22 protein-coding genes and 2 pseudogenes are annotated in these 26,646 nt (G+C 64.1%); 13 read left to right on the top strand and 11 right to left on the bottom strand.

Going from position 1 to position 26,646, the window contains the following annotated elements; translation table 11 throughout:
* Positions 1 to 54: 54 nt before the first annotated feature.
* On the bottom strand, positions 55 to 1,179 hold the full coding sequence (gene chvE / locus ACFRAH_RS17035; RefSeq protein WP_377992082.1) for a multiple monosaccharide ABC transporter substrate-binding protein: 1,125 nt from the start codon (positions 1,177 to 1,179) through the stop codon (positions 55 to 57).
* Between the two features lie 979 nt (positions 1,180 to 2,158).
* Here chvE and ACFRAH_RS17030 point away from each other — a divergent pair.
* From ACFRAH_RS17030 to ACFRAH_RS16985, 10 genes and pseudogenes are all read left to right on the top strand, one after another.
* A pseudogene (locus ACFRAH_RS17030) lies at positions 2,159 to 3,444 on the top strand (ABC transporter substrate-binding protein).
* A gap of 66 nt (positions 3,445 to 3,510) precedes the next feature.
* Positions 3,511 to 4,398: a carbohydrate ABC transporter permease gene (locus ACFRAH_RS17025; RefSeq protein ID WP_377992081.1), complete on the top strand. Its 888-nt coding sequence runs from the start codon at positions 3,511 to 3,513 to the stop codon at positions 4,396 to 4,398.
* 35 nt (positions 4,399 to 4,433) lie between these two features.
* The gene (locus ACFRAH_RS17020; RefSeq protein ID WP_377992086.1) at positions 4,434 to 5,348 is read left to right on the top strand and encodes a carbohydrate ABC transporter permease; all 915 of its coding nucleotides are present in this window, start codon (positions 4,434 to 4,436) and stop codon (positions 5,346 to 5,348) included.
* A gap of 69 nt (positions 5,349 to 5,417) precedes the next feature.
* Positions 5,418 to 6,461 carry a LacI family DNA-binding transcriptional regulator gene (locus tag ACFRAH_RS17015; protein ID WP_377992080.1) on the top strand — a complete coding sequence of 348 codons (1,044 nt, stop codon included), beginning with the start codon at positions 5,418 to 5,420 and terminating at the stop codon, positions 6,459 to 6,461.
* A 39-nt stretch (positions 6,462 to 6,500) separates the two neighbouring features.
* Positions 6,501 to 8,084 carry a glycoside hydrolase family 32 protein gene (locus tag ACFRAH_RS17010; protein WP_377992079.1) on the top strand — a complete coding sequence of 528 codons (1,584 nt, stop codon included), beginning with the start codon at positions 6,501 to 6,503 and terminating at the stop codon, positions 8,082 to 8,084.
* A 121-nt stretch (positions 8,085 to 8,205) separates the two neighbouring features.
* Positions 8,206 to 8,640 (top strand): annotated as a pseudogene (locus tag ACFRAH_RS17005) (carbohydrate kinase); the annotation flags it as partial.
* A gap of 37 nt (positions 8,641 to 8,677) precedes the next feature.
* Positions 8,678 to 10,018, top strand: a complete 1,341-nt coding sequence (locus ACFRAH_RS17000) for a NosD domain-containing protein (protein WP_377992078.1) — start codon at positions 8,678 to 8,680, stop codon at positions 10,016 to 10,018.
* A 190-nt stretch (positions 10,019 to 10,208) separates the two neighbouring features.
* Positions 10,209 to 10,799 carry a molybdopterin-dependent oxidoreductase gene (locus ACFRAH_RS16995; protein WP_377992077.1) on the top strand — a complete coding sequence of 197 codons (591 nt, stop codon included), beginning with the start codon at positions 10,209 to 10,211 and terminating at the stop codon, positions 10,797 to 10,799.
* Positions 10,800 to 10,809: 10 nt separating this feature from the next.
* The gene (locus ACFRAH_RS16990; protein ID WP_377992076.1) at positions 10,810 to 11,547 is read left to right on the top strand and encodes a ferredoxin reductase; all 738 of its coding nucleotides are present in this window, start codon (positions 10,810 to 10,812) and stop codon (positions 11,545 to 11,547) included.
* The gene (locus ACFRAH_RS16985; protein WP_377992075.1) at positions 11,544 to 11,876 is read left to right on the top strand and encodes a DUF6510 family protein; all 333 of its coding nucleotides are present in this window, start codon (positions 11,544 to 11,546) and stop codon (positions 11,874 to 11,876) included. The genes ACFRAH_RS16990 and ACFRAH_RS16985 overlap by 4 nt, the downstream gene beginning before the upstream one ends.
* Before the next feature lie 81 nt (positions 11,877 to 11,957).
* Here ACFRAH_RS16985 and ACFRAH_RS16980 read toward each other — a convergent pair whose 3' ends face one another.
* The 6 genes from ACFRAH_RS16980 to ACFRAH_RS16955 form a co-directional block, all read right to left on the bottom strand.
* The gene (locus ACFRAH_RS16980; protein ID WP_377992074.1) at positions 11,958 to 13,130 is read right to left on the bottom strand and encodes a Glu/Leu/Phe/Val dehydrogenase; all 1,173 of its coding nucleotides are present in this window, start codon (positions 13,128 to 13,130) and stop codon (positions 11,958 to 11,960) included.
* 33 nt (positions 13,131 to 13,163) lie between these two features.
* Positions 13,164 to 14,084, bottom strand: a complete 921-nt coding sequence (locus tag ACFRAH_RS16975; RefSeq protein ID WP_377992073.1) for a LysR family transcriptional regulator — start codon at positions 14,082 to 14,084, stop codon at positions 13,164 to 13,166.
* 34 nt (positions 14,085 to 14,118) lie between these two features.
* Positions 14,119 to 15,468: an FAD-binding oxidoreductase gene (locus tag ACFRAH_RS16970; RefSeq protein WP_377992072.1), complete on the bottom strand. Its 1,350-nt coding sequence runs from the start codon at positions 15,466 to 15,468 to the stop codon at positions 14,119 to 14,121.
* 84 nt (positions 15,469 to 15,552) lie between these two features.
* Positions 15,553 to 17,091: an aldehyde dehydrogenase family protein gene (locus ACFRAH_RS16965; protein ID WP_377992071.1), complete on the bottom strand. Its 1,539-nt coding sequence runs from the start codon at positions 17,089 to 17,091 to the stop codon at positions 15,553 to 15,555.
* A 24-nt stretch (positions 17,092 to 17,115) separates the two neighbouring features.
* Positions 17,116 to 18,534 (bottom strand): 2-oxoadipate dioxygenase/decarboxylase family protein, encoded by a 1,419-nt coding sequence (locus tag ACFRAH_RS16960; protein WP_377992070.1) that lies wholly within the window; start codon positions 18,532 to 18,534, stop codon positions 17,116 to 17,118.
* A 61-nt stretch (positions 18,535 to 18,595) separates the two neighbouring features.
* Positions 18,596 to 19,801, bottom strand: a complete 1,206-nt coding sequence (locus ACFRAH_RS16955; RefSeq protein ID WP_377992069.1) for an NAD(P)/FAD-dependent oxidoreductase — start codon at positions 19,799 to 19,801, stop codon at positions 18,596 to 18,598.
* Positions 19,802 to 19,897: 96 nt separating this feature from the next.
* On the opposite strand from ACFRAH_RS16955, the gene ACFRAH_RS16950 reads away from it, so the two are divergent.
* Positions 19,898 to 20,815 (top strand): LysR family transcriptional regulator, encoded by a 918-nt coding sequence (locus tag ACFRAH_RS16950; protein ID WP_377992068.1) that lies wholly within the window; start codon positions 19,898 to 19,900, stop codon positions 20,813 to 20,815.
* Positions 20,816 to 20,997: 182 nt separating this feature from the next.
* Entirely contained in the window at positions 20,998 to 22,431 is a 1,434-nt protein-coding gene (locus tag ACFRAH_RS16945) for an amino acid permease (RefSeq protein ID WP_377992067.1), read from the top strand.
* 55 nt (positions 22,432 to 22,486) lie between these two features.
* Here ACFRAH_RS16945 and ACFRAH_RS16940 read toward each other — a convergent pair whose 3' ends face one another.
* From ACFRAH_RS16940 to ACFRAH_RS16930, 3 genes are all read right to left on the bottom strand, one after another.
* On the bottom strand, positions 22,487 to 23,071 hold the full coding sequence (locus ACFRAH_RS16940; RefSeq protein ID WP_377992066.1) for a pyridoxamine 5'-phosphate oxidase family protein: 585 nt from the start codon (positions 23,069 to 23,071) through the stop codon (positions 22,487 to 22,489).
* Positions 23,072 to 23,094: 23 nt separating this feature from the next.
* Positions 23,095 to 24,318, bottom strand: a complete 1,224-nt coding sequence (locus ACFRAH_RS16935) for an NAD(P)/FAD-dependent oxidoreductase (protein WP_377992065.1) — start codon at positions 24,316 to 24,318, stop codon at positions 23,095 to 23,097.
* 129 nt (positions 24,319 to 24,447) lie between these two features.
* The gene (locus ACFRAH_RS16930; RefSeq protein ID WP_377992064.1) at positions 24,448 to 25,044 is read right to left on the bottom strand and encodes a short chain dehydrogenase; all 597 of its coding nucleotides are present in this window, start codon (positions 25,042 to 25,044) and stop codon (positions 24,448 to 24,450) included.
* Between the two features lie 69 nt (positions 25,045 to 25,113).
* Here ACFRAH_RS16930 and ACFRAH_RS16925 point away from each other — a divergent pair, with 69 nt between their 5' ends.
* The gene (locus ACFRAH_RS16925) at positions 25,114 to 25,980 is read left to right on the top strand and encodes a LysR family transcriptional regulator (protein ID WP_377992063.1); all 867 of its coding nucleotides are present in this window, start codon (positions 25,114 to 25,116) and stop codon (positions 25,978 to 25,980) included.
* 38 nt (positions 25,981 to 26,018) lie between these two features.
* On the opposite strand, the gene ACFRAH_RS16920 is transcribed toward ACFRAH_RS16925, so the two are convergent.
* Positions 26,019 to 26,495: a hypothetical protein gene (locus tag ACFRAH_RS16920; protein WP_377992062.1), complete on the bottom strand. Its 477-nt coding sequence runs from the start codon at positions 26,493 to 26,495 to the stop codon at positions 26,019 to 26,021.
* Positions 26,496 to 26,646: the final 151 nt, after the last annotated feature.

The following is a 26,646-nucleotide window of genomic DNA, read 5'->3' as shown; positions in this document are numbered from 1 at the left end:
GGGCGCCCGCGGCTGCGGGCGCCCCGCCCCCATGGAACTACTGGATGGTGTTGCTTACTTGATGTCGGCGTCGGTGTAGTAACCGGAGTCGATCAGTTCCTGCTTGTAATTGTCCTTGGTGACGATCACGGACTTCAGCAGGAAGGCAGGAACAACCTTGACCTTGTTGTTGTAGGTCTTGGTGTCATTGGTCTCGGGCTCCTGGCCCTTCAGGACTGCGTCCACCATCTTCACGGCCTGCTCGCCGAGCTTCCGGGTGTCCTTGAAGATCGTGGAGTACTGCTCGCCGGCGACGATGGACTTCACCGAGCCCTTTTCCGCGTCCTGGCCGGTCACCACCGGCAGGGCGCCCTTGGAGTAGCCGCCGGTGCTGGTGAGTGCGGAGATGATGCCGATGGAGAGTCCGTCGTAAGGTGACAGCACGCCGTCGAGCTTCTTGCCGGAACCGTAAGCGGCGGTGAGGATGTCCTCCATCCGCTTCTGGGCGGTGGCCGCCTGCCAGCGGAGGATGGCTGCCTGTTCAAACTTGGTCTGGCCGCTGGGCACCTTGAGGGTGCCGGCGTCCAGGTACGGCTTCAGGGTGTCCATGGCGCCGGTCCAGAAGAAGTTCGCGTTGTTATCGTCCGGGCTGCCCGCGAAGAGTTCAACGTTGAACGGGCCCTTGCCTTCGACCTTCTTGCCGGAAGCGTCCACCAGGCCCAGGCCGGTCAGCAGGGACGTTGCCTGCTGGACGCCCACCTCGTAGTTGTCGAAGGTGGTGTAGAAGTCGACGTTCGGGGTGCCGTTGATCAGTCGGTCGTAGGCGATGACCTTGACGTTCTGCTCCTTGGCCTTGGCCAGGACGTCGGTCAGCGTGGTGCCGTCGATCGCCGCGATGATCAGGGACTTCGCGCCCTTGGTCAGCATGTTCTCGATCTGGGAAACCTGCGTGGGGATGTCGTCGTTGGCGTACTGGAGGTCCGTCTTGTAGCCGAGCTTGGCCAGGGACTCCGAAACGTTCTTGCCGTCGGCGATCCAGCGTTCCGACGTCTGCGTCGGCATGGAGATCCCCACCAGGGCTCCGGCAGCGTCGGCGCTGCTGGAGTTGGTGGCGGCGCCGGGGCGGCTTCCGCAGCCGGTAGCCCCCACCGTAACAGCCAGGACGACGGCGACGGCGCCCAGGAGTTTCTTGATTCTCACGTTATTCTCCTTCCGTGGCCTGGTAGGACCACGAATCGGTGCTTGAGCGGAAAGCGTATGTACTTTCCGCCGGCGCCGGCCATTTGTGTCCGGCGTACCGAGGCCGTTCCGCGTTCCACAGGACCGGCACCGGAGGCTGTCATCACCGGAGTTCTACGTCCGGCTTGCCCCAACATCGCTGTTAGCGCTAACAATTATGGACTATGTTATCGCTGACAAAGCTGTGAAGCAAGACACAGATTGGTGACGGTCTGGGTGGTTGTGGTGGATCGATGGGGCAAGGCTCGGTCCGGAAGCAACAGCTGATCTCCCGCCCATTTGAGGCCGGCCGTCGGCTGGACCCCCGCACCAGGCTCAGGCACATCGGGGCTTGCTTCGTTTGTCTTTATCCGTACCGGCACTTCCTCCAGCAGGGGGAGGCTGGGCTACATTGGAGGACGAAGCAACAGCGGGCCCTCTGCCCCGGTCGCGGCCGGACTCATGGGAGACAGTCTGCTGGACCCCCGGACCTGGCTGAGGCAGATGGGGGTTGCTTCGTTTAAGCGGACACGTCCGCGCCCTCTACCGTGCAGCGCGATCGGGATGGTCACGTCCCGGTGGGTCCGGGTCTGGACGGAGACGGTATTGAATTCAGCGCCCACGGCAATTTAGCCGCTCATTTCCAAAATGACCCGCTCGCCTGCCGGGGCGCGGTAGTTTCCTGCGCCCAGGTGATGGTGTCTTGGCGGCGAGGGGCTGGCGGCAGGCGTTACGAACACCTGATGCGGGGCCTGCCAAAATTGCCAAAACGATTTGCCCGAGACCGTGGCTCACTGTATGGCGACTGTTCTGGTGGCGTCAAGGGGCTTGACAGGCCTCTGCCGACATCCCTAATCTGATGCCAAGTCGATTTGGCAAAACGATTTTTCATCCAATCCACTTGAAGCTTCCAAACCCCATCCCCACGTAGATTCCGTCAAAAGAAAGTGAGTCGACAGCGATGTCCTCTCGAACCACGATTTCCCGGATCACCGCCATTGGCGGGCTGTCCACCGCGGTGCTTCTGGCAGCAACCGCCTGCGGCGCGGGGGGGGCCCGGCGGCAACGTCGGGTAGCGCCGGTACCAGCACAGTCAACGTCCTCGTTGAGGCCGGTGGCCACGCCGAGCTGACAGGCGTCGCCGAACAGTGCAAGAAAGAGACAGGCGTTAACGCCAACTTCGTCGAGCTGCCTTACGACGGCATGTTCAACAGGCTCTCCAGCGAGTTCTCCTCCGGCAACGTCTCGTTCGACGTGGCCGCCCTGGACTCCGTCTGGCTGCCCAGCTTCAAGAATGCCGTGCAGCCGATCGACGAGCTCTTCACCGACGAAGCGAAGAAGGACATCTTCCCGGCCCTGGTCAAGGAAGCGAACGTGGACGGGCACTTCATCGGCATGCCTGCCTGGACCAACGCCGAGATCATCCTGTACCGCAAGGACCTGTTTGAGGACGCCAAGAACAAGGCTGACTTCAAGACCAAGTACGGCTACGACCTCGCAGCCCCCACGACGTGGAAGCAGTACCAGGACATCTCGGAGTTCTTCACCAAGGACGGCATGTTCGGAACTGACGTCAAGGGCGGTGTGGAAACCGAATGGCTGGCCCACGTCCTGCAGGCCGGCTCGCCGATGGTCCTGGACGAGAACAACAAGGTGGTCATCGACAATGCCGCCCATAAGGAAGCACTGGACTTCTATGTCGGCCTTGCCAAGTCCGCTCCCGCCGGCGCCGCCCAGGTGGACTGGGCTGCGGCGCAGAACCTGTTCAACCAGGGCAAAACAGCCATGACCCGGTTCTGGGCCCACGCCTACCGGCAGATCCCCAAGGATTCACCGGTGGCCGGCAAGGTCGGCGCGGCTCCCATGATCGCCGGATCCGCCGGTGTCGGCGCCGTTCCCGGGCCCTGGTACCTCACCGTGCCCAAGGCCACCAAGAACACCGAAGCGGCCAAGAAATTCATCAAGTGCGCTTACGACTACAACGACAAGGGGATCGAATCCAGTCTGGGCCTGGCCTCCCGCATCTCCGCCTTCGAAAAGTACCAGGACAAGGCAGGCTACGAGAGCTTCAAGCCGCTGATCGAAACCCTCAACGGCAAGGCCACAGCCACCCGCCCGGCCACCGAGAAGTGGCAGCAGATCGTGGACACCGTGCTGGTCCCCATGCTCCAGAAGGCCGTCGCCGGCGGTGACACCGCCGCACTCCTCGCCGACGCCAAGAAGCAGATCGAGGACCTGATCAAGTAAGACCCCCGCGGCCGGCACCTGAATGACCGGTGCCGGCCGCGGCCCCAACCAGCGGAAGAGAAAACCGTGCGCATCTCCGATCGCCGCTTCGCATTGTTCCTGATGACACCAGCGGCGCTGTTCCTGGCAGTCTTTGTCGCCTTCCCGCTGTTCCGGCTCGTGGCGGACAGCTTCTTCAAGATCTCGCCGATCGCCGGCGGACCCCGGGACTTCGTGGGCCTGGACAACTACTTCCGCGCCTTCGCGTCCGAAGCCTTCATCGGTGCCGGGTGGCGGACCCTGGCCTACACACTGGTGGTGGTCACCCTCGAATTCGCCCTTGGGCTGGGCATGGCCTTGCTGTTCACCACGCTGGGCCGCAGTTCCCAAATCTGGCGGACCGTCTTTATGTACCCGCTGATGATCGCCCCGATCGTGGCAGGTCTGCTGTGGAAGTTCCTGATGATCGATAACTTTGGCCTGATCGGAACCCTCCTGCACCAGGCCGGTATCCTGTCCAACCCCAACCAGATCGGCTGGCTGTCGGACCCGGGCATCGTGCTCTATTCGGTGGCCATCCCGGACATCTGGCTCACCACCTCGTTCATGTGCCTGGTCCTCTTCGCCGGACTGCAGAACATTCCCGGGGACCTGATTGAAGCAGCACGCCTTGATGGTGCACGTGCACCGGCTCTGCTGTTCCGGATTATCCTGCCGCTGCTCCGCCCCGTCATCGCAGTCGCCCTGGTGGTCCGCGGAATCGACGCAGCAAGGGCCTTCGACACCATCCTCATCCAAACCAACGGCGGCCCGCAGTCGGCTTCGGAAACCATGAGCCTGCTGATCTACCGCACCATGATCCGCTTCGGCGATCCGGGGCTGGCAAGCGCCATGGGCACCCTCTACCTGCTGGCGATGCTCGCCGTCGCATTCTTCGCGGTGGCTACCATCTGGCGGCCAGGAAAGGACAACTGATGCACGTCGCCGAAACAATTAAGCACGACGCCGGCATGCCGGCCGACGTGCCCGTGGAACCTTCCGTACCTGTCACCACGGCCGGGGCCCGCAGGCGCCGGGGCACCAACCGCGAGGGACTGGAAGCCGGCCGCCGCAGCACCCGCACCCTGCTATGGACCCTGCTCGCAGCAGCGATGGTGCTTTACGGTTTCCCGTTCCTGTACCTGATCTTCACTTCCTTCAAGACGCCGATTGACACCATCGCTGTGCCACCCACCATCCTGCCCCGGGAATGGACGCTGGAGAACTACGCCAACGCTTTGGGCCGCAACGGAGTCCCCGCATCCTTCATCAACAGCATCCAGACGGCCATTATCAGCACCGTGCTTTCGCTGGTGCTGGCGGTACCGGCGGCCTACGGCATCACCCGGTACCAAACCCTCAGCGGCAGGATCTTTATCATGGCCGCCCTGGTTACCCGCATGGTGCCTCCGGTGGCGATCGGTATTCCTCTGGCTTCGATGATGGCAACCGTTGGCCTTTCAGACACCCCCATCGCGCTGTCCATTGCCCACACCACCATCTCCCTGCCGCTCTCGATCTGGCTGATGTCCAGCTTCTTCGAGTCGGTCCCGAAAGACCTGGAGGAAGCTGCGACTGTGGACGGGTGCAGCAGACTCGGAGCCCTGTGGCGGGTGGTGATCCCGGTGGTCTCCGGCGGCATCGCCGTCACCGCGATCTTCGCATTCCTGGCCTCCTGGAATGAGTTCCTCTTTGCACTCCTGATGACAGCAATCCGCTCCCAGACAACGCCCGTGGTGATCGCGAACTTCCAGACCCAGTTCGGCCTGGACTGGGGATCCATGACGGCGCTGGCCGCCGTTTACTCCATCCCGGTCATCCTCCTCACCCTTCTCTTGCAGCGCAAGATCGTCGCCGGCATGACGCTCGGCGCCGTCAAGGGCTAGACCACCAGCAACGAGTAGCCTACTGATAGCCCCCAGGGGCATCGCCAACCATAAGGACGTGGGAGACAGATGAGCAACAAGAACATCGGCATCAAGGACGTGGCCGTCGCCGCCGGCGTCTCCGTGACGACTGTCTCCCACGTACTCAACGAGGTTTCCTACGCCCGGGTCAGGCCCGAAACCAGGGACAAGGTCAGGACCATTGCCGAGCAACTGGGCTATGGCCCCAACCGCCTTGCCCAGGCCCTTCGCACCCAGAGAACCGGCATGCTGGGGCTGGTCAGCGAGGAGATCGCCACCACGCCCCACGCAGGCCGGATCATCCTCGGCGCTGACGAGGCCGCCAAAGCCCGGGGATACAACCTCATGATCATCAACACCTCCGGCTCAGCCAGCCTCGATTCCCGGAGGGCCGACGTCGAGGCTCTCCTGGAACGCCGGGTGGACGGGATCCTCTACGCCACCATGTACCACCGCGACGTGGAGCTGCCGGCCAACCTCGGCAGCGTGCCCTCCGTCCTGGTCGACTCGGTGGCCACAGGCGGGAACATCACAGCCGTGATCCCGGACGAAGAAGGTGGTGCACGCGCCGCCGTGGGCGCGCTCCTCGAAGCAGGCCACACCCGGGTGGGGTTCATCAACAACACCGACGACGTCCCCGCAACCCATCAGCGGCTCCAGGCCTTCCGGGCCACGCTGACCGAAGCAGGGCTCGACGGCGGTGCGGCACCTGTCGAGTCCGACGTCTCGGAGGTGCAAGGCGGCTATGAAGCGGCCCGGCGGATCCTGGGACGCAAGGACCGTCCCACCGGCTTGTTCTGCTACAACGACCGGATGGCCATGGGAGCCTACCGCGCGGCAGCGGAGTTGGGGATCACCATCCCGGCTGACCTTTCGATCGTTGGCTTCGATGACCAGGAGCTGATCGCCGCCAACCTTCACCCGGGCCTCACCACCGTGGCCCTGCCTCACTACGAGATGGGCGCTTGGGCCACCGAGCACCTGATTGACGCCGTCGAGGGGAAGACCGACCTTACCCTCATGGCACTTCATCCGACCATACTGAGCTGCCCCCTCGTGCGCCGCGATTCCATCGCGGCTCCGCGGCAATAGGCATCCAGACCCTTCAACTTCCCAAGAGGAACGCCAGATATGTCCAGTTGCCTTGATGCCGCACGCCCGGAAACAGCCCCGGCAGAAACCCCCAGGTTCCGGCCTGCCATCCACTTCGCGGCGAGGGATACCTGGCTGAACGATCCCAACGGCCTGGTTTTCTACGACGGCGTGTACCACCTCTTCTTCCAGAACAACCCGTACGGCAACGTCTGGGGCAACATGTCCTGGGGCCACGCCACCTCCCGTGATCTGCTGCACTGGACGGAACACCCCGCTGCGATTACCTGCGACGAGACAGAGGACATCTTCTCTGGCAGCGTCGTCGTCGACCACGGCAACACGTCCGGGCTCGGCACACCGGACACACCTGCCCTCGTAGCCATTTACACAAGTGCCTACAAAGCCGCGTCCGAGTACAGCGGCACACAGGCGCAGTCGCTGGCCTACAGCACGGACGCAGGAATGACGTGGCGAAAATACGCAGGAAACCCTGTCCTCACCAGAAACTCCGCAAACTTCCGCGATCCCAAAGTCTTCCGCTACCGGGGGGACCAACGCTCCTATTGGGTCATGGTTGCCGTCGAAGCGCAGCATCAAAAGGTGGTCCTCTATCGGTCGCAGGACCTCAAATCCTGGGACTTTCTGAGCGACTTCGGCCCGGCCAACGCCGACGCCGGCGAGTGGGAGTGCCCTGACCTCTTTCCCCTGCCAGTGGACGGGGATCCGGAGAACATCAAGTGGGTGCTGATCGTCAACGTGAATCCCGGCGCCGTGGCAGGAGGCTCCGGGGGCCAGTACTTCATCGGGCACTTCGACGGCGTCAGCTTCACCCCCGACCCCTGCTCCATCGTGGCGCCCGAAGGGCTGTCCTCCCTGCCCGACTGCAAGGCGGGCTCTGCAGCCTTGCAGCAATGCCTGTGGCTGGACTGGGGACGCGACTGCTACGCCTCCGTATCCTTTAGCAACGTACCGGAGGGCCGGCGCATCATCATGGGCTGGATGAACAACTGGGACTACGCCAACCAGCTGCCCACCGCACCTTGGCGGTCGTCGATGACCCTCGCCCGCGAATTGCGCCTCACAGCATTCAACGGCTCCGCCCGTCTGATCCAGCAACCGGTCCTGGCCGGCCTCTGCGCAGGAGAAGAGCCGGCGGCAGCCTGGAATCTCATGGACGCAGGCACCTTTGAGCTGCAGGATTCAGCCTTCCGGTTGCCGGATGCGGTACCCGGCAGCGCCCAAGTCATTGAGGCGGAGATACTGCCCGGAGACGCCGAACAAGTGACCTGCCACCTGTTCGGAAATGGTGACGGCAGTGCGGGGACTGTGCTGAGCTACAACGCCGCTGCGGCCAAACTTGTCCTGGACCGCCGGCGGTCAGGTGACACCGGTTTTCACGAGAAGTTTCCCTCCGTGGAGTCAGCCCCGCTGGTCCTCGAGGACGGCGCACTCAAGCTGCACATCGTCGTCGACCATTGCTCCGTGGAAGTGTTCGCGCAGGGCGGCAAAGTGGTCCTGACCGACCTTGTTTTTCCCGCTCAGGGACATGCGGAGAACCGGCTGACGGTTGAGGGCGGGCCAGCCACCATCCGGACGCTCACTGTCACGGCGCTCGGTTAGCACGCACGCAGCGGATATAGGAAAGGGTCCCAAATGCCAACAGTCCAGCACAGCGACGATGAGCGCAGAACGGGCATTGATGTCCTTGTGGTCGGCGAAGCGCTCGTGGACATAGTTGTATCTTCTGCACACCGGCTCGATAGCTACCTTTCTGGCGCCTGGGGCAGCAGTCGTCAGGGAGCTTCTCGAACAATCACATCAGCGCTGCGTCGTCACCTACGATCCCAACATCCGCCCTGGGCTGCTCGGCAGCCAATTTGAGGCAAAAACCATCTTCGAGGAACTCGTCCCGTTCACAGAGGTGGTCAAACTCAGCGACGAGGATGCACTGTGGCTCTATCCGCGGCTATCCCTGGAAGCCATCCCAAAACGTATCCTCGAACTGGGCGCCGGACTCGTCGCCGTCACCATTGGAGCCGGCGACTCGTACATGGCTGCCCTTATCTACGGACTCCTCATGCGCGGAGCAGATGGGCTAGCGCCGTCCGTGCTGGAGCCGCCAACGCTGGAAGAACTGCAAAGGGACCTCCAGGAGCATCAACCGGTGGCCCCGTAGATTCCCGGGCTGGCCCTTCAACATCAAGGAAGAAACAATGACGAACAACAACTGCTACGACGTAACCACGTGGCCGGTCGGCAACCCAGCCAAGGACGTCGGTGAAGTCATCAACAGCATCATCGCCGACGTTAAGGAACGGCAGCACGCCGCCGATGTGAACAACGGAGGAAAGCCCGGCGCCGTTATCTACATTCCGCCGGGGGACTACCACCTCCGCACGCAGGTGCTCATCGACGTCAGCTTCCTTCGGATCGAAGGCTCGGGACACGGGTTTACGTCGTCGAGCATCCGATTCAACGTCCCCGAAGACGAATGGCCCGACCTGCATGAGCTCTGGCCCGGGGGGAGCCGCATCATCGTCGACCTTCCCTCGGCCGGCGAGGGGGAGGAATCCAAGGGAGCCGCCTTCCTTGTTGAGAGAAGCGGAAGCCCCCGTATCAGCTCGGTCGAGTTCTCCAACTTCTGCATCGACGGCCTGCATTTCATCCCGGATGGTTCCGGGATGCCCCCCGAGAACACCTATGTCAACGGCAAGACCGGCATATATGTAGCCAGCGCCAATGACTCGTTCCGGGTCACCGATATGGGGTTCGTCTACCTCGGGAACGCACTCACCATCCACAACGCGGACGCGCTTTCCATCCACCACAACTTCATCGCTGAATGCGGAAGCTGCATCGAACTGCGCGGGTGGGGGCAGGCATCAAAGATCACCGATAATCTGGTCGGAGCAGGACCTAAAGGCCACTCCATTTACGCGGAAAATCACGGAGGTCTCCTGGTCACCGCGAACAATGTCTTTCCCCGTGGTGCGAGCAGCGTCCATTTCAACGGAGTCACGCGTTCGAGCGTCACCAACAACCGCCTGCACTCGTTCTACCCCGGGATGGTGATGCTGGAGGAGAACAGTTCGGAGAACCTCGTGGCCACAAACCATTTCCTGCGTGACCATGAGCCGTGGACGCCCTTCCTGGGAGTCGACAATGGAATGGACGACCTCACCGGGCTTCTCAGCATCAGCGGCAGCAGCAATTCTGTCATCGGCAACCACTTTTCCGAGGTCATCGACTCTCAGACCGTCCGGCCGGAGGGCGCCAAACCCGTCATCATCCGGCTGAAGGCCGGGACCGCGAACTTCGTCTCCAACAACCACATGGTGGCGATGGACGTTGATTCCAAGTCAAGTGACTCCTGCTTCGAGGCGCAGGTGGACGCCTTGCTTGCCACCGACACTGCCACCGGACTCGCCGTGACGGCCGTAGTAGTGGAGCCCGAATCAGCCCGGAACACCATCCTTGATTCCGGAACTGATGACCAAGTTATCGCCGACAGGGCTGTCAACGCATTCAGGGCAACCCCCATGGTCGGCTCCTAGGCTGCCGGAATGTGATTCTACGTACCAGTTCAGGCCAGCGAGGCTCCCACGAACTGCAATGCCAGCGGACTGTTCGCTCTTACGACATATTGGCCGCCTCTCGTTGATGCCTAGACCGCGCCCCGAGGTTGCCCTATGGTTGGGGCAGCAACGGTCGTCGGCGGGTGGAGCTCCACTGCGGAGGTGCATCATGGGTATCATTTCTTCCGGTTTCCGTGGACGGCGGTCCGGGAATCCTGCATTGCCTCCCGGGCAGCATGAAACGCAGGACTTTCCTGTCCTGACGGCGGGGCCCGCCCCGCTCATCCCCATCGACGAATGGGAATTTTTCATCACCACGGAGAATGGCCAGCGGCTCTCCTGGTCCTGGAATGAATTCTTGGCCTTGCCGCAGGAGGAGATCACCAAAGACATCCATTGTGTGACCAGCTGGTCAAAACTGGGAACAGTGTGGCGTGGGGTTTCGCTGGACACCCTCTTCGAAAACGTGGAAACCACCAGCGACTTCGCCACGGCCCATTCGTTCGGCGGCTACACAACCAATGTTCCGCTCTGGGACCTCCTGGGCGGCAAGGCATGGGTGGCCTGGGAGTTCGGTGGCGAACCACTTGAACGGGCCCACGGCGGTCCGGCACGGCTTTTGGTGCCGCATCTGTATTTATGGAAAAGCGCCAAATGGATCCACGGGTTGGAACTGACAGGGGAAGACGTCCCCGGTTTCTGGGAATCGAACGGCTACCATCTCCACGGCAATCCGTGGCGCGAGGAGCGGTACTCGTGAGGCATCTGCTGTGAGTTCTGTGTGGCATGTCGCCGAAGTGGTCGGCGAGGCCCCGGAAAACGCCACCGCCCGGACCATCCGGCTGCGCGTGGATGGACTGACGGGACACCTCGCCGGCCAGCATATCGACATCCGACTCACCGCCGACGACGGGTATTCCGCCATCCGCTCATATTCGGTGGCATCCGCGAGCACGGATGGGCATCTGGAAATCACCGTGGACGAACTGCCCGACGGCGAGGTGTCGTCTTACCTTGTCCGGGATCTGGCCGTGGGGGACCAGCTGGAAATCCGGGGGCCCGTGGGCGGCTGGTTTGTCTGGCGGCCCGGCAAGGTGAACCAGGTGCAGCTGATCGGGGGAGGATCCGGTGTGGTGCCGCTGATGTCGATGATCCGCGCGCATCAGGCTTCCAGTAACGAGTCCCCGTTCAGGTTGCTTTATTCCCTCAAGTCCCCCGAGACTTCGCTTTACCGCGACGAGCTGCGACGGTTGGACCAGGAATCAGCCAAGCTGATGGTCGAGTACGTCTATACACGCTCGACGCCGGAGGGCTGGCCGGCCGCGCCGGCGCGCCTTACGTCGGACACCCTTTTGCGCAGGATTTTCCCACCCGAGGAGAACCCGGATGTCTTTGTGTGCGGTCAAACAGTTTTCGTGGAGACCGTGGCGGACTGGCTCGTGATGGCCGGCTATCCGCCGCAATCAATAAAGACCGAACGGTTTGGCGGGACGGGAGGTATCCGGTGAACGGCCCCGACAACTTCGCCTTCCGCGACTCCGAAGACCAGGATATTGCGGCTACACCCCATGACCCGATTCCGTACGTGGACGGGAACGCCACCGCCGGCGCCCTGTCCGAAATCTTCCGCATCGATATCATCGCCGCGCTCGGACGCTGCAGGCATTGCGGCTCAGCCAGGGCTTTTGGCGAGGCCATGGTCTTCACCGACGCCCCCGGCATCGTGGTGCGCTGCCGCGACTGCCAGGGCGTGTTGCTGAGGTTGGTGCAAACGCCAACGCGATATTGGTTGGATTTGAGCGGCCTCAGCGTCCTGGAAATCGACCGCGAGGAGTAGGGCCGGGGCCTGGCCCGGATCTTGGGCGAGGCCCCGGCCCTAGCGGGATCGCAGACCTCAGGCTGGCCGGGCCGATGGCCCTCAGACCAGGACGTCGATCGTCTCCGTGGAGGCTTGGGGAACCTGGCGGCGAAGCTTCATAGCGTCGAGCACGCGCTTCTCGGCCAGGGCGTAGGCTGCCTCATGCGGCGTGAGCCCCGCGCTGTTGCTCTCATTCAGGACTGCGGCGGTATTGTCCCTCAGCTTGTCCGAGATCATCGTGAAGACGTCCTCGGGTTTGACGACGAAGGGGGAGTAGCGTGCGGCCATGGAGTGGGCGGCCGCCACGATGCCGCCGGCGTTGGCGATGAAGTCGGGTACCACGATGATTCCGCGTTCGTGCAGGATCCGCCTGGACGTGGGGGAGGTGGGGAGGTTGGCGCCCTCCACGATGAGTTTGGCGTTGGTGCTGGCTGCTACGACGTCGTTGATGGTGTCTTCCCGGGCGGCGGGGATGAGGACATCTGCGTCCACGTCCAGGGCAGCGCCGGCCGGGAGTACGGCCCCGTAGTGCTGAACACAAGCGTCGCCGGCGGCGGCGCGGAGTTCCACCAGTTTGTCGATGTCGAGGCCGTCGGGGTCATGTACCGCCCCGCTTGCCGTAGAAACGGCAACGACGACGGCGCCAAGCCCGCGCAGGCGGGTTGCGGCCGCCTGGCCGACCGCACCGAAGCCCTGGATGGAGACCCGTGCGCCTTGGAGGCTGATGCCGCTGTTTTGCGCGGCTGCTTCAGCTGCTTCTGCGACGCCGTATCCCGTCACCCCGAGCTGGTCGTACGGGAGACCGCCCAGCGCCCGTGGCAACCCGGTGGACGCTCCGCGGTCGCCCAGTTCGTCGAGGAAGACTGCCGCGTCTTCCTCGGTGAGGCCCATGTCGAGGCCGAAGACATATTCGGCGGGGACTTCGTTGGCCAGCGTCCGGGCGAAGGCCCGCAGGATGCCTTCCTTGTTCGGGCCGGCCGGGTCCCCGAGGATGCCTGCTTTGGCGCCGCCGTGGAACAGGTCCACGGCGGCCCATTTCCAGGTCATGGTACGGGCCAGGCGGGCAACTTCCTGGACGGTAAGGCTGGGGCTCATGCGGGTGCCGCCCTTGCCGGTTCCCCGTGCGGTGTTGTCGATGACGAGGACTCCGCGCATGCCTGTCTTCCGGTCTGATACGACCACGATCTTTTCGGGCCCCCACTCGTCGAAGAGTGAGAAGGTGCTGTCGGTCATTTTCGGTGCTCCTGTTCATAAAAGGGTGCTGGTTCAGGCAAGGTGGACTCCCTGGAGGCGTTCGGCGGCCTCGGCGCTGGCCGTTTTGAGGGCTGCTACTGCCCCCTCCACCGCCGGGTTGATGGTGCTGGACGCGTGCAGGGCCACGACGTGCCTGCGCACCGGAAGATCAATAATCGTGGCGGTGCCGACTGACCCTGCTGCATGCCCCAGCGCGGGGACCAGGGCCACGCCCAGACCGGTGGCCACAAACCGCCTGATGACGTCGTAGTCATCGCTTCGGTAATGCACCTCTGGCTCAAATCCGGCTGCCGCACAGGCCCTGCGAAGGGAACGGGCACCGGAGGTACGTTCGCCGGTGGCCACCCAGGTTTCCTTTTCCAAGTCGGCGAGGGAGGTCCCCGCATCGGTAAACCGGTGCCCGGGCGGGAGTAACAAAATCAGCTCCTCGTGAAGGAGCGGCTCGGCTTTGAGCGTCTTTGGCCACGCCTGGGGCGCGAGGTCGTAGTGGTAGACGATCGCCAGATCGAGATCGCGGTCCAGCAGCAGTGGAATAAGTGCTTCCGGTTCGCCTTCGTCAAGGTCGATGCCTACGTCGCCGTGCGTCCGTGCGAACGTGGCGAGCGACGACGGAAGAAGTTGCTGGCTGGCCGTAGGAAAGCTGCCGAGCCGGACTTGCCCGAAGTTTCCTTCCGACATCGCTTTCACTTCCTCCTCAAAAGAGGCAAAGGCGGCAAGGACGCTCTGGGCGCGTTCGGCGAGGAATCCGGCCGAGGACGTGGGCCTGATGCCGTGGGCGTCCCGTTCGAAGAGCACCATCTTCACCGACCGTTCCAGGCAGGATATTTGCTGCGAGACGGCGGATCCGGTGTAGCCGAGCGACCGGGCGGCCTCAGCGAAGGACCCGGTCCTCAGCACAACGATGAAGGTCCGCAGATGCAGGGGATTAACCATGGTTTGCCAACTCGCCTTTGCTGGCGCGCTGCCGCTAGACGCCCCGGCCTGGGGTCAGGATTCCCAGGGGGTCGAAGGCCGATTTGACGAGGCGGTGTGCAGCCAAGGTTGCTGGTTCCAGTTGCTTGGCGAGCGAACCCACTTTGAGGGAGCCGATGCCGTGTTCACCGCTGATGGTGCCGCCGAGCAGGATCGCCTGGTCGGTGATGAGGTCGAGGATACGCTCCGCCGCAGCGTAGGCTCCGGGGGATTCATCCGCGATGATGACAGACGGGTGCAGGTTTCCGTCCCCGGCGTGGGCGAATGTCGGGATTTCGACATTGTTCGCGGCGCCGATCTGTTCCAAGGCAACGAACATGTCGGCCAGCCGGGAAATGGGGACGGCGACGTCGCTGGAGGCCCGGAGCCCGCGCGCGTCGAGGGCTTTGCCGGACACCCGGCGGGCTTCCAGCAGGACGTCGCCGTCGGCCTGTTCCACGCTTGTGGCGCCCGCCCTGGTGCACAAACCGGCCGCGACGGAGGCGTCCGCTTCGGAGGATGGAGAAATGAACTGGCCCACCAGGATGGCGGCGCCCTCCGTGGACAGGCCTGTTGGCTGGAACTGCTCCACAATCCTGACGCTGGCCCGGTCCATCAGTTCCATCACGTCGGGAACCACGGAACTGCCCATGATCGCCGTGACCGCCAGGCCGGCTGAAGCGGCCGTGGGAAAGGTTGCGCGGAAAGTCACAGCTTTGCCCGCGGGCCGGGGAACCAGCCGCAGGGTTGCCCCGGTGACGATTCCCAGCGTCCCCTCAGAGCCGACGAAGAGGCTGGTCAGGTCGTAGCCGGCCACGTTCTTTCGCGTCCTCGCTCCGGTGGAGATGACATCTCCGTTGGCCAGGACCACCTCGAGGCCAGCCACGCTGTCGCTGGTGACTCCGTATTTCACGCACCGCAGGCCTCCGGCGTTAGTGGCGATGTTGCCCCCGATGGTGGACTGCCGATAGCTCGCCGGGTCCGGTGCGTACATCAGGCCGTACTCGGCAGCAGCGGCATCCAGGTCCGCTGTGACCACCCCCGCCTGGACTTGGGCGAGGCGGTTGTCCGGATCGATGCTGTGGATGGCGTTCATCGGGGCGAGGGAAATCACCAGTCCGCCCTCATACGCCACGGCCCCTCCGGCCAGTCCTGTCCCGGCGCCCCTGACGGAAACCGGAACATGATGCCGGGCGGCCCACTGGACGCCGGCAACCACGTCGTCCGTGCAGCGCGCAGCCACAACCGCGGCCGGCATGCCCGCCGGAACGGCGCGTGAAGCGTCGCGGCTGTGGTGGGCGAGGTCTGCCGGATCCGTCAGTACCTGCGGACCAAGGTGGTGGCGGAGTTCGTGGACGGTTGTCACTGGTGGTGTCCTTACTGCGTGGGCGGGGGCCGAAGGTATGAATGGGTCTGCAGGCGGCGGCCGGGCCGCCGCCTGCAGGGATGGCTAGATGAACGTGACGCCCTGGGCGAGCGGGAGCTGGCCGGAGAAGTTGATGGTGTTGGTGGCCTGGCGCATGTACGCCTTCCACGAATCCGAGCCCGATTCGCGGCCGCCGCCGGTTTCCTTTTCGCCGCCAAAGGCGCCGCCGATCTCCGCGCCCGAGGTGCCGATGTTCACGTTGGCGATGCCGCAGTCCGAACCGCTGGCCGAGAGGAACAGCTCCGCTTCGGTCTGGTCCTGCGTGAAGATGGCAGAAGACAGGCCCTGTGGAACGGCGTTGTGGATCTCGATGACCTCCTCCAGGGTTTCGTAAGTCATCACGTAGAGGATGGGGGCGAACGTTTCGTCATGCACGACGGCGGTCTGCACGGGCATGCGTACGACGGCGGGTTCCACGTAGAAGGCTTCCGGATGCTCGTCCGCGAGAACGCGGCTGCCGCCTTGCACCACTTCCCCGCCTTCGGCGACGGCCTGGGCCAAGGCTTCCTGCTGTGCCTTGAAGCTGCCGGCGTTGATCAGGGGTCCAACGAGGGTTCCCTCCTGGGTGGGGCTGCCGATGTTCAGCGTGCGGTACGCCTCGACGATCCGCGGAATGAGGGTGTCGGCGATTGACGAGTGCACGAAGAGCCGGCGCAGTGAGGTACAGCGCTGGCCGGCCGTGCCCGCCGCGGCAAACACGATGCCGCGAAGGGCCAGGTCCAGGTCGGCGGAGGGGGCAACGATGGCGCCGTTGTTGCCGCCGAGTTCCAGCAGCGCGCGGCCGAACCGCCTGGCAATGGTGGGGGCGATTTCCTGGCCCATGCGGACGGAGCCGGTTGCGGAGACAAGTGCGATGCGGGGGTCCTCGACGAGTCTCTGGCCCCCTGTGCGGTCGGTCAGCAGCAGGTGGTGGATACCGGCAGGTGCCCCAACATCCTTGATGGCGCGGGCCAGCAGGGTGTCGACGGCGAGGGCGGAGAGGCGGGTGGCATCGGCAGGCTTCCACACCAGCGTGTCACCGGCCACGAGTGCCAGGGCGGCGTTCCAGGCGAACACTGCCACCGGAAAGTTGAAGGCAGAAATGATGCCGACGACGCCGAGCGGGTGCCACGTCTCGGCCAGCCGGTGCCCGGGCCGCTCCGAGGGCATGGTCTTGCCGTAAAGCTGGCGGGACTGGCCGACCGCGAGGTCCGCAATGTCGATCATTTCCTGCACTTCGCCCAGGGCTTCGGAGCGGATCTTGCCCACCTCGGCAGTGATCAGGGATGCGACGTCCTCCTTGTGTTCGGTCAGCAGCTGGCCCCAACGTTTGACGACGGCGCCGCGGACCGGCGCGGGTACGTTGCGCCAGGTTTTGAACGCCTCGGCGGCGGCGGAGATGGCTGCCTCGATGTCGTCGTCGGTATGGACGGCTGTGGAAAGGATGACTTCGCCGGTGATGGGCGTGCGGGTTTCCCGCGGCCCGTCCAGCAGGGCCGGGTCCACGCCGATGGCCTGCAGGCTCTTGTGGACTTCGGCGGTGATCTCGGATGTGGCCGGGAGTGCGGGGGCAATGGTGGTCATGGGAGCTTCCTTCAGGTTGGAGATTTAGTGCTGGAACGTGAGGTCGGTGATGGTGATGCCCAGGGCGCGTTCGGCCTGCGCCAGGGACTCGGACCGCTGCGCTGAGTACAGGTCGTTGGGGTCGTAGATCCTGCGGCCCAGCACTTCGGACAGCCGGTCGATGTCGTACGGGGTGCCCGCCTGGGCATCGTCGCGGGACCCGTCGTCGGTCAGGTTTGACTGGAAGATCCCCGCAGCCGATCGCGGCAGGAAGTCCTCGTAGACGATGGGCTCGGGAACCAGGGCTCCGGCCTCCACGAGGTCGCGGAGGGACGCGGATCCCGTCCGGGCGGCTGCGGCGGGCTCTGCCGCGCGGTATGTGAAGTACGCGAGATCCTGCAGGGCAAGCTCCTGCTCGGTGTCCGGAAGATTCTTCTTCCAGACCTGCGCCGCGATCTCAGACCGGGATGTCCCGGCCGGGCTGGCGGCCAGCCAGGTGTCCACCTCGGCAACCATGCGGTCGTAGAGGTTCCTGCCCTTCTCAGTGAGGGCGATGCCGCGCTGTTCCACCTCGCCGAAACGGACACGGAGGGACCCCGGCCGGATGCCGCCGTCGGAATAGCGGAAGACCCGTTCCTCGGCCAGGGCCCGGAAGGACGTCTGGCGGAGCAGGACGTCAGGACCTTCCCAGCGGGGCGGCCCCTGGATTTCATCGATCATCGTGATGCCCCGGGCCTGCATCCGGGCATACAGGTCATCGATGTCCAGAACGCGGGGAGTGAGGTGGTTGATGTGGGTGGAGGGAACCCCGCCGATGTCGGCCGCAACCGCGGAAATGGCTTCCAGCTTGAAGTACCAGTCGTGGTCAACGGGGTCTGCGGACAGCTTGAATGCGGAGGTGGCCAGCTCGAGGAGGCGTTCGGCCTCGTGCCCGTCCAGGCGGCCTTCTTCGGCGCTCTTGTCGGCAAGGTGAAGCAGCTCGTCCGGGAACAGGGTCCGCGCGCCAATGAAGGACTCGAGCTGGTCCTGCGTTTCCTTATCGAAGAAGCGGCGGTCGTCATGGGCGAGCATCGAGGTGAAGACGCGGAACGGGTTCTTTGCCAGCTCCTGCGAATCCACCGGGCGGAACGCCGTGGAGACCACCGGGACGGAGCTCTTCGAAGCGTCCCGAAGGTCGTAAAAGCCGACGGGATGCATTCCGAAGGCTGCGAAAATCCTGGCAACCTGGGCAAGTTCCTTGGGAGAACCGACGCGGATGGCACCGTGGCGCTCCGCCGTGACCCGCTCGACGCTGCCAAGTCGCTCGGCGGCCTGCCCGTTCCTTCGGATGAAATCCTCGTTCACCTCGCGCGAGACATCCACGAGCGTGTTGTAGGCGGGAACTTCGTTGCCGTACAGCGTGGCAAGGCGGAGAGCGAACTCCGCCCTGAGTTCCCACAGCTGCAGCTTCGTTGTTGTTGGCATGGGTCTTCCTTTCAATCCTGATGCTTGATTTGGCTGGACCCGGAGGGGACCGGATCAGGGCTTAGATGATGTGGACTTCCTTTACCCGGGACAGTTCGCCGGCGAAGCGGGCCGCGCTGAACTGTTCCGGATCCATGAAGGATTCGCGGCCGAGGTACATATCCCTGACGAGTTCGCCCACGGCAGGACCCTGCAGGAAGCCGTGGCCGGAGAAGCCCGTGGCATACATGAAGCCCTCCACGGTGTCGGAGGAACCGATCATGGCGTTGTGGTCGGGTGTGTTTTCGTACAGTCCCGCCCAGCCGACTTCAAGCTCCTGATGGGCCAGTGCCGGTGCCACGATTTCCGCCGCACGGTTGAACGCGGGAACCCATTGGTAGTCGAATTCGCGGCAGAAGCCCGGTTCCTGGTCCTGGTTGGAAATGCCAAGCAGCATCCCGTTGAGGTAGTTGTGGAAGTACAGCGTGGTGGACAGGTCCAGGGTGAACGGGACAGTGGGGAATGCGACGTCGCGCTGGGACGTCATTCCGATCTGCCGCCGAACCGGTTCGATCGGCAGATGAACGCCTGCCATGGCTCCCAGCCGGGTGGACCAGGCTCCGGCGGCGCAGATTACTGTGCTGGTCCGGATGTGGCCGCGGTTCGTGTGAACACCCCTTACGGCGCCGCCGCCGGCATCGATGTCCAGTACCTCGGTGTCCTCGCACACCGTGGCCCCCAGTTCCCGGGCGGCTCCGGCATAGGCCCGGACCACCTTGGACGGTTCCGCGAACCCGTCCCGGGGGGAATAGGAGGCCCCGCGCAGGACATCGGGGTCCAGGAAAGGGTTGATCTGCTGGGCTTCCGCAGGGGAGACCATCCGGCTGGATCCACCCAGCGAGTTCTGGATATGGGTGCTGGCCTCCACCTCGAAAAGTTCGGCCTCCGTGCGGCAAAGGAAGAGATAGCCCACCTGCCGGAGCCCGATGTCGGCATTGAACTTCTCGCCGAAACGCTCATAGGCCTCCAGGCTGCGCTGCCCGAGCCGGATGTTCCCCGGATCCGAGAACGTCGCCCGGACTCCGCCCAAGGGCTTGGCCGATGAGCCGGAGCCGAGTGTGTTGCGTTCGATAAGGACGACGTTCCGCACCCCGGCCTCCGCGAGGTGAAAGGCGATGCTGGTGCCCATGATCCCGCCGCCAACAATTACCACGTCTGCCTCCGCCGGAAGCGGAGCTGCAGGTGACTTGGCCAGCGGGACCACGTTGTCCGCGTGCTTGATCTGCATGTTTTCCTCCCAAAAGCCTGTCTTGGAACAAGCTTGGAGGGACAGGTGCTTTTAGGTCTATCGATAAATTCTCAATATTTCGTTTAGCTTTGCTATATGAAATGGACGTTTGAGCAGCTCAAGACCTTCAAGGTGGTGGCCGAGCTGGGAACCATGACCGCCGCGGCGGAAGCGCTTGGATTCACCGCCGGTGCCGTATCCCAGCAGATGTCGGCGCTGCAGGGCAGTGTCCGCCGGCCCTTATTCGCACGGGACGGGCGCAGGGTGATCCTGACGGATGCGGGCCGTACACTGCTGCGCCATGCCGCAGTGCTTCTCGACGATGAACGTCGTGCTGCCGCGGCGCTCAGTGGCCCCCAGGCAGAGCAGCGGGCCGTAGTGTCGGTGGGCGTCTTCGGCTCGGCTGCCGTGTCGGCGATGCAGCCGGCCATCAGCTACCTGCGGAGCTCCTCACCGAACGTTGCCATCCAGGCCGTCGAAGTCGACGTGGAGACAATGCCGCAGGCCGTGCAGGAATCCCGGATCGACATCGCCCTGGGTTTGAACTACGGCGACGCGCCGCAGCCGCCCTTGCGTGGAGTTGAGTCCCAAACTCTGCACCAGGAGCCGTTCCTGATGATCTTGCCCCCGTCGGATCGTGGACAGCTGCGCACACCCCAGGCCCTGGTAGAGCACGCCAACAGCAGTGACTGGATCCTTCCGCCGGTGGACACCTACTTTGGGCGGGCCTGCAGGTTTGCCTGCGCCCGGTCCGGCATTGAACCGAACGTCCAGCACCTCGTGACTGATACAGCTGTTTCGATCGCGCTCGCCGAGTCCGGGATTGGCATCACCCTCGCCACGCCACTCATGATGGGCCTCCGGCCGACGGCCGCTCCAACGGCCGTTCTGCCCGGGGAGCCGAGCCGCAGTATTGTGGCCATCGTGCGGTCCTCGGCGCTGGAACGCGACAGCGTGCGGGCGGTCCGGGACGCCCTGGTGCATGCCTTCAGGTCACGGCCTGCGTTGGGCTGATCGTCCTCGGCTGAGTTCTGGCGGGCGCGCCAGCGAAAGAATCCCTTGCGGCAGGGCCATGACTGGTCGCCCTCGAGTGCTTCCGGTCACAGTTCGCGCTCCTTCATAGTCGTTGGAGCACCAACACCTGGGGGACAAGCAGCCGAAAACCGGCCGGAACCAGACGGAGAGATCAAAAGCCCATGAATGCTGAACGACAGTTACACAGGAACCTCAAACCACGCCAACTCACCATGATCGCGATCGGCGGGGTCATCGGGGCCGGCCTGTTTGTCGGTTCGGGGGTCGTGATCAACGACGCCGGGCCGGGAGCCTTTCTCAGCTACGGAATCACGGGGGTGCTCATGATCCTGGTCATGCGCATGCTCGGCGAAATGGCAACGTCCAGCCCGTCCACCGGCTCCTTCGCCGATTACGCACGCCGGGCCCTCGGGGGATGGGCCGGATTCTCGGTGGGCTGGCTGTACTGGTACTTCTGGGTCATCGTCGTCGGCTTCGAGGCCGTTGCGGGCGCGAAGGTGCTCTCGTACTGGATAGACGCTCCGCTATGGGCCCTCTCGCTGGCGCTGATGGTGCTGATGACCTGTACCAATCTTTTCTCCGTCTCCTCTTTCGGCGAATTCGAATTCTGGTTCGCCGGCATCAAAGTGGCGGCCATTGTGGCGTTCCTGGTCCTCGGCGGCGCCTTCGTTCTTGGCTTCTGGCCGGGCAGGGCGATGGACTTCAACAACCTTGTTAGCCATGACGGCTTCCTTCCGCACGGCCCGGGCGCGATCTTCTCAGCGATCGTCGTCGTGGTTTTCTCAATGGTTGGCGCCGAAGTCGCAACCATCGCCGCAGCAGAGACGCAGAACCCCGTTCGCTCAGTCACCAAAGCCATGAAGTCAGTGGTGGTCCGAATCTCCATCTTCTATGTGGGCTCGGTGTTCCTCCTGGCCGTCATCGTGCCGTGGAACTCCACCGAACTCGGCGCGTCCCCGTTCGTCACGGCTTTCACCGTCATGGGCATTCCATTCGCAGACACCCTCATGAATGCCGTGGTGCTCACCGCCGTGCTTTCATGCCTGAACTCCGGCCTCTACACCTCCTCCAGGATGCTGTTTGTCCTGGCTGCCAGGCGTGAAGCCCCCGCCGCCCTGACCCGGGTCAGCAGGCGCGGGGTGCCGGCCGCCGCAATCCTCGCTTCCTCGGTGGTCGGATTCCTTTGCGTGATCGCCGCTGCGATTTCCCCCGACGGCGTGTTCCTCTTCCTGCTCAACTCATCAGGCGCCATCATCCTCTTCGTGTACCTGCTGATAGCCCTCTCCCAGATCGTCCTGCGCCGGCGCGCCAAGGAAGAGGAACTGAAAGTGAAGATGTGGCTCTTTCCTGGGCTGTCGGTCCTCACGGCCGTCGGGATCTCCGCCGTCCTCGTCCAGATGGCCATAAGCGGCAGTACCCAGATTTCACTGGCACTGAGCTGTCTCTCCTGGGTCGTCGTGCTGGGCCTGTACCTCATCGTGCGAAGGCGCGGCGGCTCACTGGATATTCAGGCCCCGGTCGTTGATGCAGATGCTTCCAGCCAAGATGCCCTGACGGAAGTTACGTCGTCTCAAGCCGCAGTGCCGGGGAGATAGCAGGCCTTGCTCCGACGGTTTGCTAGTGGACACTTTTGGTTGCTCGGTTCGAGGACTATGGTGCGATCCACTCGCTTGCCCAGTGGTTTCCTTCGCGGATGAAGCGGCACCGTTTATGGGTTTTGGACGAGATGTCCAGCCAGTCCAACTGCTCAAGACGCACGCGCACCCAGGCGAATCTTTCAAACTCAGCGTTCTCCTTCGATTCGCTTGAGTGCGCGGCGGACGAGTCGGTGCCGGGATTGCTTTCCAGCGGTGCGCCGGGCGTCAGCGGCGAGCGGTAGAGGACCCGGGTCTGGGGACCGAGCGCGTCCCAGGCTCGTTGTCGTTCCGCCGGGTCCTCGACGATCTCCGCGCGGCCATCCATGCGCAGCTGCACGCCGGCGTCACTGTCGATCGCCGCGAGGGCCACGAGCGGATTCCTGCGGATCTCATCGGCCTTCGCCGACTTTGTATTGGTGGTGAAGGAGACACTTCCCTCTTCGGCGTCGAAGCCGCGAAGAATGAGCCCCCGGAGGCGGGGCGCGTTGTTCGCGTCCACCGTTGCCAGGTAGGCGAGGGTGAAGGACGTCCGCTTCGTCGTCGCTTCCCCGAGGGATCCCCAGATAAAGCGAAGCAGTTCCTGTTGCTCGTGATCCATGCTTTTCTCCTGGTGGGTGCCGGTCAGATGACGGCACGTTCGAGGAGCGGTTCGTTTTTGGCGATGCGCTCGTAGGAGAGGGCGGAGAGGTCCATGGAGCGGAACTCCCCGTAGGTGATCAGTTCGGCGACTCCGCGGCCGCAGGCGGGGGCCTGTTGGCTGCCGTGCCCGGAGAAGCCGCAGCAGAACAGCAGGTTGGCGACCTCGGTGTGCGCGCCGAGGATGGCGTTGTGATCGAAGGTGTTGAACTCGTAGTGTCCCACCCACGAATCGGTGACCTTCAGGGCGCCCAGTCCCGGGATGCGCTTGGTAACTACCGGAAGCATCTTCTCCTCCCAGATGGGTTCCGGGTAGTCGAAGTCGTCGACGTCGACTGCCGGGTCAGCGTCTTTGGGCGGGCAGCCGACCAGGTAGTCCCGCTCCCCGAAGGAGCGCATGTGAACGCCGGTGGGATCGATGGTGAGCGGGAGATCCTGGTCGAGGGGGTGTTCGGCGGAGAAGATGTAGGTGTATCGGCGGCGCGCCTCAATAGGCAGGTCCACGCCCGCCAGCCGTGACACGGCCGCGGCCCCGGTGCCGGCGGCATCTACCACCTTGCCGACGGAGATCACCTCGCCTGTCTTCAGCGTGATGGCGTCGATCCTGTCGCTGGTCCGCTGCATGTTGATGACCTCGTTCTCGATGTAGTCAACGCCCTTGTCACGGGCCTTTTGGCGCAGCCAGCGCACCATGGCGAGGGCGTCGAAGGCGCCCTCATCGACGGTGTTGAGGCTGCCCGCGACGATGTCGTCGAGGTTGTAGAAGGGGTACGTGCCGGCGATCTGATCGGGTGAGAGGATCTTCGTGCCGGCTCCGTTTGCGGCCTGAAGCTGCTGGTCCTCGCGGAGCGTTTCCGCGAACGTTTCGTTGTCTGCAAGGTAGAGGTAGCCGAAGTTACGGATCGGGATGTGGGGGATGTCAGCATCGCCGCCCAGGTTCTCACGGAAGTTCTTGACGAACTCTGCGGCGTACTGGGCGATCTTCACGTTAATCTCTGTAGCGAACTGCTGGCGCATGCAGTTGTTGCTGGCCATGGTGGCTGAGTGCTCGAGGGTGGCGTCCTTCTCGACGACGAGCACGCTGCCGGAGAAGTCGGGGTTCGCGCTGAGGAACCAGGCTATGGCGGATCCGCTCGTCGCTCCTCCGACGATGGCGACGTCGTAGGCGTCCTGTCGGGGACGGGCGGGGATCGGTGTGAAGGGCATCATTGACTCACTTTCATCAAGGGTTCATGAACCAGTCGCCACTCGGCGATGAGGATCCATGCGGCGGGGAGGGGAGGCCGGCGGAGGGGCCGGCCGGGTAATCGGCCGGCCCCTCGGCTGCGCGGACGTCCGTTAGAGGGCGTAGACCTGACCGGTCTGGGCACCTTCGACGGAACGGACATACGCCTGGGCGACATCGGCAAGATCGACCGGCGGCATGCCCGGGAAGTAGTCCCCGTACTGGGCGAGGCTCTCCGTGAAGACCGTAGGGCTGACGGCATTGATGCGCTGCGGGGCGATCTCGATGGCCGCGGCACGGACGAAGGCCTCGACCGCCCCGTTGGCCATGGAAGCCGCAGCGCCGGTGAGGATCGGCTCACGGGCAGTCACCCCGGTAATCAGGGTGAAGGAGCCCCGCTCGGCGGTCCGGGGAATACCCTGGCGCACCAGGTCGATCTGGCTGAGGACCTTGCCACGGAACGCCGCCAGGTAATCCTCCGGGGTAAGCTCCGCGACCGGCCCGTACGGCACGTGGCCGGCGGCGCTGACCACAGAGTCGACCCGGCCGGCCCGGTCATAGAGTTCAGCGACCTGCGCCGGGTCCGTGATGTCGTAGCGCAGGTCACCATCATTGCGTCCTACGGTGAGGACTTCGTGTCCGCGGGTGTGCAGGGCTTTGTGGACGGCTGTGCCGAGCGTACCGCTGGCGCCGATGAGAAGAATTTTCATACCTACGACGCTATGGCCCGGTTTAATCGAAGGGAAATACCTTTTGGTAACCATCTATAATCTGGGGTTATGAATGTGGAGTTGCGACACCTGCGGGCACTCACCGCCATCGGTGACGAGGGAACCATCACCGGCGCAGCTGCCAAGCTCCACATCAGCCAGCCTGCGCTCTCCCGCACCCTGGAGCAACTGGAGCGCCGCGCCGGTGTGCGGCTGGTGGAGCGCACTACCCGGGCCCTGGCGTTCACCGAAGCCGGCCAGAGGCTCTACGAACGCGCCCACCTGATTCTCCACCAGCTCGACGATGCGCTGGCGGAAGCAGCTGCCGGAGTACGGCCGCTGCGCGTCGGTTTCGCCTGGGCCGCGCTCGGCGAGAGCACGATTCCCCTGCTGCGGACCTGGCGCGAGGAACGTCCCCACACCCCGATCCAGGTGCACCGCCGAGAAGACCCGGAAGCCGCCCTGCGCCGAGGAGAGATCGATGCAGCACTGCTGCGCACCGAGCCTGCGGCGGACGCCGGCCTCGAAGTGCAGCTGCTCTACCGGGAGCGCCGCCTGGCCGCCATGTCCGACGACGATCCACTGGCAGGCCGGCCGTCCCTGCGGCTGGGCGACCTCGCCGGCCGCCCGGTGGTGCTGTGCTCAACCGCCCCCACCACGGCCAACCTCTGGACGGACGAGCAGCGCCCCCGCACCTTCGAAGTGGCCAACGTCGACGAATGGCTCACTGTGATCGCCACGGGAGACGCCATAGGCGTGACCGCTGAGGCCACCGAGCACAGCCACCCCCACCCCGGCGTCCGCTACCTGCCACTGGAGGACGCGCCACCCGTATCAGTCCACCTCGCCTGGCCACGCACGCCCAGACACCCGGCCACCCCGGCCTTTATCACCCACGTCCGGCGCCTCATCGACACCGCCGGCCTCCGAGCATAGACGCAAGCAAAAAGGGGCGCCGGAAGGCGTGATGCGTCTCAGCGGGCCCTGGTCACTCGTACACCGCCCACCGACCCTGTCCAGGGCGTATCGCCCGGGTCGGGCAGTAAGAGATGTGCGAAAACGTACCCCTGCTGAAGTGCGACGACCTGCGAAGTGGCCCCGGCGCAATCCATCGCCAGTTCCATCGGCCGGAAGGGGGCGCCGGGATGCTCCTGTCCGAAGGCAACCTTCGCGCCGGACGCCCCAATACAGGCAGCGGTGACGGTGTACTGCCCGGCCGCCGGCACCATCTCGGTACTGCCAAAGCCCCTGAGGGGCCCGTCCAATGGCCCCACATCGGAAAGGATGGCTGGTTCCGGCGATGCCCCCAGGAGCCGGTCCAGCTCAGCGTAGTTCCTGGCTTCCTGTTCCAGCACACGCGGATCGCTGTAGGGCTTCGCGGCACCCGATACCGGCGCCGGGTCAGCTGTTGGCGTGTAAACCGGCTGGGAGCCAACTGCTGGGGTATGCACGGGTTCGGCGTCTTCATAGGCGCACCCCGAACTGCCAGTCAGAGGGATCAGCAGGCACAGGGCAAACGCAAGCCGGTGCCGCCTGTCCTTTGTTCCCACATTTCCATGGTGGGCGCGCCCGCGGTCCAAAAACAATCACCGTGCTGGTTTC

This window comes from Arthrobacter sp. NPDC056727, assembly GCF_042790555.1.
GTDB lineage: Bacteria > Actinomycetota > Actinomycetes > Actinomycetales > Micrococcaceae > Arthrobacter.
The sequence above is the reverse complement of the archived record's forward strand: the minus strand, read 5'-3'. Positions and strand labels throughout refer to the sequence as shown.